The 11,153-nt window shown below is 39.0% G+C and carries 10 protein-coding genes and 1 pseudogene; 7 read left to right on the top strand and 4 right to left on the bottom strand.

From position 1 onward, the window contains the following. Positions 1 to 333: 333 nt before the first annotated feature. Complete coding sequence (locus H1P_RS01195; RefSeq protein ID WP_144863311.1) at positions 334 to 522, top strand: SDR family oxidoreductase; 189 nt, start codon at positions 334 to 336, stop codon at positions 520 to 522. 24 nt (positions 523 to 546) lie between these two features. On the opposite strand, the gene H1P_RS01190 is transcribed toward H1P_RS01195, so the two are convergent. The 3 genes and pseudogenes from H1P_RS01190 to H1P_RS01180 form a co-directional block, all read right to left on the bottom strand. Continuing rightward, complete coding sequence (locus H1P_RS01190; RefSeq protein WP_144863309.1) at positions 547 to 2,529, bottom strand: heavy metal translocating P-type ATPase; 1,983 nt, start codon at positions 2,527 to 2,529, stop codon at positions 547 to 549. A gap of 92 nt (positions 2,530 to 2,621) precedes the next feature. Beyond that, positions 2,622 to 3,016, bottom strand: a pseudogene (locus tag H1P_RS39215) (ArsR/SmtB family transcription factor). A gap of 361 nt (positions 3,017 to 3,377) precedes the next feature. Beyond that, complete coding sequence (locus H1P_RS01180) at positions 3,378 to 4,010, bottom strand: FMN-dependent NADH-azoreductase (protein ID WP_144863307.1); 633 nt, start codon at positions 4,008 to 4,010, stop codon at positions 3,378 to 3,380. Positions 4,011 to 4,174: 164 nt separating this feature from the next. On the opposite strand from H1P_RS01180, the gene H1P_RS01175 reads away from it, so the two are divergent. From H1P_RS01175 to H1P_RS01155, 5 genes are all read left to right on the top strand, one after another. After that, positions 4,175 to 4,501, top strand: a complete 327-nt coding sequence (locus tag H1P_RS01175; RefSeq protein WP_144863305.1) for a winged helix-turn-helix transcriptional regulator — start codon at positions 4,175 to 4,177, stop codon at positions 4,499 to 4,501. A 539-nt stretch (positions 4,502 to 5,040) separates the two neighbouring features. After that, positions 5,041 to 6,375: an APC family permease gene (locus H1P_RS01170; RefSeq protein WP_144863302.1), complete on the top strand. Its 1,335-nt coding sequence runs from the start codon at positions 5,041 to 5,043 to the stop codon at positions 6,373 to 6,375. 14 nt (positions 6,376 to 6,389) lie between these two features. Further along, positions 6,390 to 7,031, top strand: a complete 642-nt coding sequence (locus tag H1P_RS01165; protein ID WP_222426891.1) for a methyltransferase domain-containing protein — start codon at positions 6,390 to 6,392, stop codon at positions 7,029 to 7,031. A gap of 715 nt (positions 7,032 to 7,746) precedes the next feature. Next, positions 7,747 to 8,610: a mechanosensitive ion channel family protein gene (locus H1P_RS01160; protein WP_246141420.1), complete on the top strand. Its 864-nt coding sequence runs from the start codon at positions 7,747 to 7,749 to the stop codon at positions 8,608 to 8,610. Between the two features lie 7 nt (positions 8,611 to 8,617). After that, positions 8,618 to 9,736 carry a mechanosensitive ion channel family protein gene (locus tag H1P_RS01155; RefSeq protein ID WP_144863298.1) on the top strand — a complete coding sequence of 373 codons (1,119 nt, stop codon included), beginning with the start codon at positions 8,618 to 8,620 and terminating at the stop codon, positions 9,734 to 9,736. On the opposite strand, the gene H1P_RS35625 is transcribed toward H1P_RS01155, so the two are convergent. Then, a complete protein-coding gene (locus H1P_RS35625; protein WP_186375786.1) occupies positions 9,709 to 10,182 on the bottom strand; it encodes a hypothetical protein in 474 nt (157 codons plus the stop codon). The genes H1P_RS01155 and H1P_RS35625 overlap by 28 nt on opposite strands. Positions 10,183 to 10,270: 88 nt before the next feature. Here H1P_RS35625 and H1P_RS01145 point away from each other — a divergent pair, with 88 nt between their 5' ends. Beyond that, complete coding sequence (locus tag H1P_RS01145) at positions 10,271 to 11,146, top strand: arginase family protein (RefSeq protein WP_144863296.1); 876 nt, start codon at positions 10,271 to 10,273, stop codon at positions 11,144 to 11,146. The last annotated feature ends 7 nt before the right edge of the window (positions 11,147 to 11,153 follow it).

Genomic DNA, 11,153 nt, shown 5'->3' with positions numbered 1-11,153 from the left:
CCTATATCAATCGGATTTAGGATTACTTACTTTCTGACAGAGCCGCATTTATCACAGGAAGTGTCCACTTTGTAGATGGAGGCTATACTGCTCATTGAATAAATTAATAGGCGTAGCAAGTGCAAGTATTCGAGAAATAAGAGTTAGAGTAAATAGTTTCATGCATTTGGATGATGAATACTTTCATTAACTCATGTTGTTTAGCTTAACCGAACAGTATTGTCTCAGCAGTAATCAGACAAAGTTGCTAATGCTAGCAGGAGTCGAATCCGAACTCGATGCCAATAGCTTTGCACTAGCATAGAAAGTGGTAATTAGGGTCAGTTACAATCTATGGGATTAACTAGCTTTGAGGAGCAAGACGAAGTAGTTGGGGGAGTTTTACTCTTAAAAACTGCTTCAGCCCTCGATCCAGAAGATATTGCCGATACTGCCACATTTTTAGCTAGCGATCGCGCTAAGTTTATTTCGGGTGAAGTAGTAGATGTCGCCCTTGGTTATAATGCTTCCTACACTGCTTAGTATCAAAACTGTCTGTTGTTTCAGTTAACTTTCTTTCAAAACCCTAGTGGCATTAAGAATCGCTAACAATGCTACCCCCACATCCGCAAACACCGCTTCCCAAAGAGTCGCTATTCCAATTGCTCCTAATAAGATAAACAGTGCTTTAACTGCCATTGCCAAAATGATATTCTGCCAGACAATGGAGTGAGTTTTACGAGCTACACTAATGGCTTCTGCTACTTTAGAAGGTGAATCTGTCATTAGCACCACATCGGCAGTTTCAATGGCTGCATCCGAACCCAATGCTCCCATTGCTATACCTACATCTGCTCTGGCAATTACAGGTGCGTCGTTGATTCCGTCTCCTACGAATGCCACCTTGCTCTTTTTATCCGTAGACCGTAGATAATGCTCGATCGCTTCTACTTTATCTTCTGGTAATAATTCCGCTTGATAGCTATCCAAACCAAGTTTATCAGCTGTATTCTCAGCTACAACTCGATTATCTCCTGTTAGCATCAGTGTTTGGGTAACTCCAGCTTGTTTGAGCTTAGCGATCGCCTCGGCTGCATCTTCTTTGATTCTGTCGGCAATTAAAATATAGCCTGCATATGTACTATCTACTGCCAAATGAACTACCGTACCTTGAATATTACAGGTATCGTGGTCGATATGTTCTCGGTGCAGGAGGCGATCGTTTCCTGCTAATACTTCCATTCCTTTGACCTGGGCGCGGATACCGTGTCCTGGTATTTCTTCATAGTCGGTAATGTCCGATTCAGCGATCTCGAAGAGATCCGCTACGCGGGGCGCACCATCGTAAGCTTTTAGGATAGACTGCGCTACGGGATGGTTCGATTGAGATTCTGCTAAAGCTGCTAAGGTCAATAATTCGTCTTGGCGATAGCCATTATAAGGGGCTATTTGAGTAACTTCAAATACGCCTTCAGTTAAAGTCCCAGTTTTATCAAAAACAACTGTTTTGACTGCGGTTAAAGCATCTAAGAAAGTCGAACCTTTTACTAAAATCCCTTTTTTTGCTGCACCGCCAACCCCACCAAAGTAACCGAGGGGAATACTGATAACTAATCCACAGGGACAAGAAATTACTAATAAGACTAATGCCCGATAAACCCACTGTTCAGATGTTGCACCAGGAACAAATAAGGGTGGTAATATAGCTACTGCTAAAGATAAAAAAACTACTACGGGAGTGTAGTAACGGGCAAAGCGGGTAATAAATTTTTCTGTTGGGGCTTTTTTACTGCTGGCATTTTCCACTAAGTCGAGAATTCTGGCGACGGAGGATTCCTCGAACAGTTTGGTAACTTTAACGATTAAACTACCTGTTTGGTTAATTGAACCTGCTAGGATTGTGTCTTTTTCTCTTACAGTTTGGGGTACAGATTCCCCTGTGAGGGCAGAAGTATCTACTTGAGAATTCCCCGATAAGATCTCCCCATCTAAAGCAACTTTCTCCCCTGGCTTAATAATAATAATATCTCCGACTCCAACTGTTTCTGGGGCAACTTCTCTAATTTCACCATCTATTTTAAGATTTGCTTTGTCGGGGCGTACTTCTAAGAGTGACTTAATCGATCGCCTCGATCTCCCTACTGCAAAGCCCTGAAACATTTCCCCTACCTGGAAAAACAGCATCACCCCAACGGCTTCAGGTAATTCGTGAATGGCGATCGCTCCGAGAGTTGCAATGGTCATCAAGAAGTTTTCATCAAAGATTCTACCCCGCAGAATATTACGCCCCGCACTGGTTAAGACAGTCCAACCACTGATTAGATAGGCGGGAATAAAAACCGCATACTCAGCGATCGCTCTAGGAGTATTCTGCAAAGGTTTTTGCCAAATTAACCCCATGACAAATAAAATCACCGTAATGCTTAGGGGGACAAGTTCTCGACGTAAATCGGACTCATTATGTTCGTGGCTGTGGTCATGGTCGTGATGATCGTTATGGTCATGACTTTCAATCTTTGGAGAGCAGCTAGAGCAATGGTGATGGGGCATGATCTTTCTAAATAGCCAAAACAATGAACAATTGAATATTTGTTCAGATAATAAACAAAAAAAAGTAACTTTGCAATGAATCAAAAGAAAAATTAAGTTTCGTCTAAATGCTCGGCTACTTCTTGATAAAGATTAACAATACGATCGTTTGCCAAGCTGTAATAAACGTTACGCCCTTCACGGCGATATTTAACTAAATGAAGGTTTCGTAGCAAGCGTAACTGATGGGACACAGCAGACTCACTCATTTTCACTACTGCTGCGAGATCGCAAACACAAAGTTCTGCTTTGACTAAGGCAGAAAGGAGTTTTAGTCGATGAGGATCTGCCATTGCACCAAAAACTGAGCCATTTGTTGTGCTTTTTCCGTGGTCACAATTGACGATTGCACTTGGCGTATTCGCTCTAAATGGACTAAAGAAGAGTCACAACTAGGTGCGTCGAATTCTGAAGAGTCTTGCTGTTTTGATTGGGAAACTTGGCTCATTTTGATTCCTCTAAACCTTGTAAGTTTAGTTACCTAGACAATACTGAGTTAATAGCTTTTAGTTTACTTATTTGATAATGATACTCATCTTCAACCTAAATGTCTATTCCGATAAATCAATCTGCGACTTTTCATCTGTTCGAGACAAAAACTTAAACTTTCTAAGTAGAGACAGTTCGCGAACCCCTCCTAATAACCATCACTTAATTAACGCCTAACATTCATATCAGCTTTGTCATTCTGATTTCAAAGTTAATCAGGATCGAGCAAATCAATATTCGTCGCAAAATAATTACAAGGTACTGCCATGACTCCCACTTTTTTAGTCTTAGCGTACTCAAAGATTCATAATACATAACTTTTAAACTTGAGTAAGTCTGGCAATTTGGTTACGAGCAGTAGCAATAGAATCAGCTAGAAGCTGTCCTCCAAATTCGTCATTTTCGACGTGAACTACGGTAATGTCGATAATGCCAATAAAACCAAAAACCGTTCTTAAATAATTATCTTGGTGGTTTAGTTTCTCATTATGACCACCAGGAGCATATCCAGAATCGCCTCGTACCGCGATAATAAACATTTTTTTACCCATAACAAGAGGCTTGTAAGTTGCTTCTCGATCTTCTGGCTCAAAGAGAAACGTTTTATTTATTCTGACTATTTGATCGATATAGGCTTTGAATCCACTGGGAATACTAAAGTTATACATCGGCACGCCAATGACGTATATGTCTGCTGCGAGAAATTCATGTACCAACTCATTACTTGTAGATAGTGTTTTGAGCATCTCATCCGTTTGTTGTTCTAGTGGAGTAAAAGCCGAGGCAATCCATGTTTCATCAACATGAGGCGGTGCATAATGTCCAATATCTCGATAAATAACGGTATCTTGAGGATGATTTTGTTGCCATGTCTCAATAAATTCTTTTGTCAATCGGCGAGAATGAGAGCGATCGCCACGAGGACTAGAATCTATGTGCAGTAATTGTGTCATATCTTATTCTTTTGTATCTCTTTCTCTTTTTATTGCAGTTGTAGTTCGCGCCCAGAGATCGATTCGGAAATCTCTGGCTTACAAAGATTAAAGATAAACTGATACTATCTTTTTGTATAGTACATACTTTTTTGTAAGTGCTAAAGATGAGGGAGAATTAAAAAATGGTCAGAGGCGAAAAAGATAGCGATTGTCCCGTTGAGTCGGCGGTAAAAGTTCTTAGCGGAAAGTGGAAAATTTTGATTCTTTGGGAGTTAAGAGAAACACCTAAGCGATTTGCAGAGTTAAGACGCGGAGTAACTGGCATTACTGAAAAAATGCTCATTCAACAACTCAAAGAGCTAGAAAAGGATCGTATTATCCATCGAAAAGACTTTCATGAGATGCCACCCAAGGTAGAATATTCTTTGACTGAGCGTGGTCGGAAACTGAAACCTGTTTTTGATGCTCTTTGGAAATGGGGAAGAGAACAAATTCAGGAGTCTAGCTAAAATTGAACCTTTTTTCTGTTGGTTAAGAAGTTAGCCAGCGATCGCGCTTGTTTGGTTTCTGGTGAAGTGATAGATGTCGTCCTTGACTATAATGCAGCCTATACTGCTTAGACAGCTTACAGCTTATAGCTACGAACTAATAAGTCTCAAGCGGAAGGGTCTTGGTGAGCTACAAGATGCGTCTGTCGCCGCCTATCACGGATACCGCTCCGCATAACGCGGGGTCTCACCGCTAATTCACATCAGGCGTAACCAATAACTAATGACACTTTCATGTCATATTTGCTGCCTATACTAAAAAATAATAAATCTGCGATCTTTAACTGATTTGCAAGTATTTCTTTACCTTAATCTATCTCCGTTTGGTTAGAAATATTAAGGGAGAAAATCGTCTCTTGATGTAAAACTTTGGTTTCATTATTGATCGTGAGAGAGGCTCTCGGAAAGACAACGCATCTCTAATCACTGTGTTGACTATCTTAGCGTCAATTGCTAAGTGCTTGTAGATTTTACATGGCAAAAAATGTAGCATAAGCTTAATGAAAAATATCAGAAGCAGCAAATTAACCCTAACTAAACCAACACTAACAGTATTGGATGCTGTAGCTCTGATTGTTGGTATGGTTATAGGTGCAGGCATCTTCGAGACACCAGCTTTAGTCGCTATGAATGCTGGCAGTTCGGGTGTTGCTTTACTTATTTGGTTCTTAGGTGGCGCAATTTCCTTAGTTGGCACTTTATGCTATGCAGAATTGGCAACGGCTTATCCTCATCCAGGGGGCAGTTACTATTACTTTCAACGAGCTTTTGGCAATAATATTGCTTTTCTGTTTGCCTGGGCGCGTCTTACGGTAATGCAAACTGGTTCGATTGTTCTTTTAGCTTTTGTCTTCGGCGATTATGCTTCGGAGATTTATCGTCTGGGAGACTATTCATCATCTATGTATGCAGCGATCGCAATTATCTTATTTAGCGGTTTAAATTTCCTCGGTATTAAACAAGGCAAATGGATGCAGAATTGTCTTGCTTTGGCACAAGTTTTGGGCTTGCTATTGGTTATTGTTGTGGGGTTGGTTTTTTCTCCTTCTTCGATCCAGCCAGAGCCTTTATCTTCCTCAAATCAGACTAATTTGGGGTTAGCACTGGTATTCGTTCTCTTAACCTACGGTGGTTGGAATGAAGCTGCTCACATCTCCGCAGAATTACGGAATGTCAGACGTAATATGTCGCGATCGCTACTTTGGAGTATTGGCGCGATCGCTTTACTCTATTTGCTAATCAACTTTGCCTATCTTCACGGTTTAGGGTTTTCGGGAACGATCGCTTCAAAAGCAGTAGCAGCAGATTTGATGCGTACCACGATTGGTAGCTGGGGTGTTGTCTCGATTAGTCTACTGGTTGCCGTTGCTACTTTATGCTCTCTCAATGCCACGATTTTTACGGGAGCGCGGACTAATTATGCCCTAGGAAATGATTTTCGACTGTTCGCTTGGTTGGGACATTGGGAAACTCGGCGTAAAACGCCCACCAATGCACTGCTAGTTCAATGTGCGATCGCACTACTACTGGTGTTACTGGGAACTTTGACCCGTAATGGTTTCGAGACAATGGTTGAATACACGACCCCCGTGTTTTGGTTCTTTTTCTTATTGACAGGGATTTCTCTATTCGTACTGCGGATGCGAGAACCAGAAGTTACCCGTCCTTTCCAAGTTCCCTTTTATCCACTAACCCCCATTCTATTTTGTGGCATCTGCATCTATATGCTGCAATCTAGTCTCATTTACACTGGAGTTGGTGCAATTGTCGGCGTAGTAGTATTACTAGCAGGCGTACCCCTCTGGTTACAGATGCGTGAAGTAAAGCGTAATTAAAGGAGAGAAGAATCATGTTAATCGAACACAAATTCGGGTTACTTTTTGCCAGTATGAGCTTGGTGAGCCTTATTAGTCTTGAAAGCATTCGACATAGCCCACAAGAGCTAACCATTACTCAAATAGCCCAAGCTCAAACAGAGGTTCAAATCTCCCAACGCGAACCAGATGTTCTTTATATCCCAACACCGCAAGAGGTGGTTGATGAAATGCTCAAACTGGCACAGGTGAACAAAGACGATGTGATTTACGATCTCGGTAGTGGCGACGGACGTATTCCCATAACCGCAGCACAAAGGTATGGCAGTCGCGGTATTGGAATTGATATTAGCCCCGAACGCATTCAAGAAGCTAATGAAAATGCTCGCGAGGCGGGAGTGACAGATCGCGTTGAGTTTCTCCAGCAAGACTTGTTCGCTAGCGATTTTACCGAAGCTACTGTAGTGACACTTTATCTACTACCCGAACTTAACTTAAGACTACGACCTCAGTTGCTCAAGCAACTCAAACCAGGCACTCGTATTGTCTCCCACGCTTTTGATATGGGCGACTGGGAACCCGAACGCGTGGTGTTAGCAGGAGAAGGTTCTACAATTTACCTCTGGATCGTCCCTGAAGAAATTCCCGCCAATTTGCGCTCAAATATCTCAAATTAATTAATCTTGTCAATCCCGAATATCTAGACGATAATCTATACCGTAAATTCTTTAAATTCTTCTAGAGTGCTAAAAGAGGGATATAACTCCCAGAACTTTATTGGTGTGCATACTTTGTCTGCAATTTTCTATTTCAATAGATACCTTCCAAAAATTATTCATTGGCTCTCGTCCATTCTCAGATATTGCACCTCATCAGGCAAAAATAAAAACTTTGCTTATTTAACTAAGATATAACTATCTATAACTGATTTAAAAGAGACAAAAGTAAAATTTGAGGTGATAGTAAAATTAGTGCGTTTTGCACTGAATTAAACAATCTAAATTATCGTAATTACCCAAGTGTCCTAAAGGACTAGCGAAGCCGTCGTAAATAGACCCAGTGTTCTAATAAGTAAGAGATAAAAGAAAAAATTAACCAACGATAAACTCCAAGGAAAGTGTTGGCTCTTCTCAACTAAGTATGATAGATTATTAGCAAAAATGTCAATTTAATGCCAGAAACAATCACTATCAATACGGGAACTTTATGGACACTACTGGGATTTACTAGTGGTTTGTTATTAGTAGTTTTTTTTTACTTCCCCGCATAATTGGTTGGAGTATTACTGCGATTTCTTCTCCTCAGATTAAAGAAGTTTATCAAACAATTATTCCACCCTATTACAGTCAATTAGGTATAGCCTCTCTTTTAATTATTACCGATCTAGTTTTGTTGAGTCTTGCAAAATCAATTTGGCTGAAATTTCTAGAATTACCGTTAGCAATTACTGTAGTTATCTTATTGAGTAGGTTGGGACAGCAAATTTTTCAGCAAGTTTTTCAGACTTATTTATTAGATGCTGCGGTCAAAAATCGCGGTCGCTTTGATAGCGAATTATTAATTATTAGTCGCTTTCTGATTAACACCGCAATTATTTTGGTAATTATTTTAATCTTTGCCCAAACTCATCAGATTAATTTAGTGGGATTATTTGCTAGTTTGGGTATTGGTGGTTTGGCGATCGCTTTTGCTGCACAAAAAACTTTAGAACAATTATTGGGAGGTATTGTTCTTTACTTAGACAGACCTTTTGTGATTGATGATTATATCGGCTTACCAGATGGCACTTTTGGTAAAGTAGAATCTATTGGTTTACGTTCTACTCGCATCAGAACTTCGGGTAAAGGAACAGTAATTATCGCCCCTAATAGTTCTTTAACCCAAGTAAATGTGGAAAACTATACCAGAGCAAAAAAAGTTATTTCTTTAATTTATATCACCTTTTATCAAGCTATTCCAGAATCAGAACAAGCCTTCATTAAACAGATTATCTTTGAGAGTACTAAAGATATTTTTGGCGTTGATATTCGTAATACAGAAGTAAAATTTATTGAGCTTAGTCAAGGTGAAAAAATAACCAATACTCAAGTACAAATTAGCTTTTTTATTCTTGGCTCTGGCAAATTATCGATGGAATTAAGACAGCAACTTTTAGATATTGCTAAACAAAATTTATCAAAAGAACTTAAAAAATATGGAGTTGCTTTTGAGTTAGAAGAAAAAACCATCAATATTGATTCGCCCATTACTATCTGATCTTTTTATGAATAATCTAGATATTTTAAGCTGGTTAAATATCAATGCAGAAACCCACCAAGCCATAATTAAATTGGGAATTAATCTCGGCATATTTGTGGTTTTAGCTTTATTTTCAGCAATTTTGGGCAGAGGTACGCCCACTCTAATTAGTTTATTAGTAAGACAATTTGCCCCGAAAAATTTTACTCAAATTTATGAAAATCTGCTTGTTCCTTTGGAACGTTTATTTAGAATTGCGGGAAGCTTAATTCTTATTAGACTGTCTTTAAATTTTTTACAGGAATATCAAGATTTATTTATATTTTTACAATTCTTTGTAAGTTTGGCAGTAGTTATCAGTATTGCTTGGTTAGCTTCTCTTTTATTTCGTCAATTTATCCTCGTTTATGGCATTGAGTTAATTAATAAGCTCGGACGAGAAGTAGATGAATTACTATTAGTCTTAGAAACTATCGCTAATATTATTATTGGCTTTGTTGCTGCGGTGGCTTTTGCTCAAAGTCAACAGATTAACTTAGTAGGCTTATTAGCTAGTTTAGGTATTGGCGGATTAGCGATCGCTTTTGCTGCTCAAAAAACCCTGGAACAGTTATTAGGTACAGTGGTTTTATATTTAGATCGTCCCTGTCTTCCTGGGGAATATATTCGTTTACCCAGTGGCTTATTTGGTAGAGTTGAATCTATTGGGTTGCGATCGACTAAAATTCGGACTGCTGCGAAAGGAACGTTGATGATTATTCCTAACTCTACTATGGCTGGTTTAAATATTGAAAATGTTAGTCGGGGTAGAAAGATCATGGTTTTACTTTATCTGGATTTTAATCGCCAACTAAAGCAGCAGGAATCCGCTTTAATCGAACAAGTAGTCAAACAAAGTACCCACGATTTATTTGGGATCGATCCTGGGAGTACTAAAGTTACTCTAGTGGACTCAGAAAATCATCTTGCTTCTCGTGTTAGAATCACTTTTTTTATTTTGGGTTCTTCAGAAAATTCTCTTCAGTTACGCAAGCGTTTGTTGGAATTAGCCAATGAAAAGATTTCTCAAAAACTTAAATCCCATCAAATTGAATTCACAATGGAAGAACCGACTATTTATGTCGATTCACCTGTGACACTTTGAGGCTGCGAAACTATATTTTCCAAGTTAGTTTCTCCGTTTTCTTTTGTATCCTTTTCTGGAGAAACTGTTTGATAGACATCGATTCTTAGTTTGACTTGAGTATCGCTCAGATTTTCTCCCCAAAATTTAACTATTGGTGTAGTAGCTTCATACTCAATTTCTAACCTTTTACCAGGAGAGCAACTATAGGTATTTTGTTGGTCACCACAACGAATTGTGATATCTCCTGATTGAGAAGTAATAGCAATCTTAGTAGCTGGAGGATTAATTTTAACTTCTCTTCTGCCTACTCCTTCTAATACAAGCAAATAGTATGTTTTTACTGGTTGAGCTAATTGTTCTGTCCCCTGAGAATCTGTCTCTTCTCCTACTGGTTCGGCATTTATGATTGCTGGAGATATCAACCAAAACCATAAACAAACTAAGATAATTAAAAGTTGTTTCATTGGTTTATAATAGGGCAATGTCTTTCTAAATCTGGTTTTTCTAGAGTAAGCATGACAATTTAACTTTAGCTCAATAAGTAAACTATCCATGCCAGAATTGTTACCTGAAACTCTAAACCTCTTCTTCCCACAGTGGCAGGGTTCAGGAAGGTTCGAGCTATATGAAGGTGCTAGGCTTCTATACGAATTGCTGCACGATAGAATTTCTCTTACTCAAATTCCTACTTCTCTAACTTATTCACTAACTGTTGACAGGAGCATTCTTGGGTATAGTCAAATCTTTTCCCAATTTCTAGATGCTTGTAAGCTTATACAAGCTCGCAACCCAGAGAGTATTTTGATGATTGGGGGAGATTGTGGCGTTGAAATTGCACCTGTTTCCTTTCTCAATCGAAGATATGATAAGTCTTTAGCTGTAATCTGGTTAGATGCTCACGGAGACTTAAACACACCCAATTCATCTCCTAGCTCTCATTTTCATGGGATGCCATTGCGTGTTTTATTAGGAGAAGGAAACACAGATATTGTTAGTCAAGCATTCTCAAAATTAGAGCCAAATCAAGTTTTTCTGATTGGAGCAAGAGAATTCGATGTACCCGAAAGAAGTTTTATTCAGCAAAAAGAGTTATCTGTATTTTCAGCCGAATCAATTAATAATGGGGATTACAACAAACTATTCTCAACATTAGACAAAGCTGGCTTTAAAAAGCTTTATGTCCATCTTGACTTAGATGTTATTGAGCCTCAAGAGTTTCCTGATGTTTCTTGTCCGACACCAAATGGAATAAGTATTAACGAACTCCAAAAATTTTTAGTTGGACTAAGGGAAAATTTCGATCTGGTTGGCTTTAGTGTACTGGAATTTCTGCCTACTCAGTCCAAAAAGTTAGCAGCATTAAAAGTTATTAAACTGCTCGAAAGCATCAATCTTTTGCCAGCCTCCCCTGTGTCTAATGAGTTATAACAATGAC

Origin of the sequence: Hyella patelloides LEGE 07179, from assembly GCF_900659865.1 — a bacterium.
Lineage (GTDB): Bacteria > Cyanobacteriota > Cyanobacteriia > Cyanobacteriales > Xenococcaceae > Hyella > Hyella patelloides.
The sequence above is the reverse complement of the archived record's forward strand: the minus strand, read 5'-3'. Positions and strand labels throughout refer to the sequence as shown.

Coding starts and splice junctions, on each gene's coding strand:
- H1P_RS01195 (WP_144863311.1), top strand. CDS start 334: ATGGGATTAACTAGCTTTGAGGAGCAAGACGAAGTAGTTGGGGGAGTT.
- H1P_RS01190 (WP_144863309.1), bottom strand. CDS start 2,529: ATGCCCCATCACCATTGCTCTAGCTGCTCTCCAAAGATTGAAAGTCAT.
- H1P_RS01180 (WP_144863307.1), bottom strand. CDS start 4,010: ATGACACAATTACTGCACATAGATTCTAGTCCTCGTGGCGATCGCTCT.
- H1P_RS01175 (WP_144863305.1), top strand. CDS start 4,175: ATGGTCAGAGGCGAAAAAGATAGCGATTGTCCCGTTGAGTCGGCGGTA.
- H1P_RS01170 (WP_144863302.1), top strand. CDS start 5,041: ATGAAAAATATCAGAAGCAGCAAATTAACCCTAACTAAACCAACACTA.
- H1P_RS01165 (WP_222426891.1), top strand. CDS start 6,390: ATGTTAATCGAACACAAATTCGGGTTACTTTTTGCCAGTATGAGCTTG.
- H1P_RS01155 (WP_144863298.1), top strand. CDS start 8,618: ATGAATAATCTAGATATTTTAAGCTGGTTAAATATCAATGCAGAAACC.
- H1P_RS35625 (WP_186375786.1), bottom strand. CDS start 10,182: ATGAAACAACTTTTAATTATCTTAGTTTGTTTATGGTTTTGGTTGATA.
- H1P_RS01145 (WP_144863296.1), top strand. CDS start 10,271: ATGCCAGAATTGTTACCTGAAACTCTAAACCTCTTCTTCCCACAGTGG.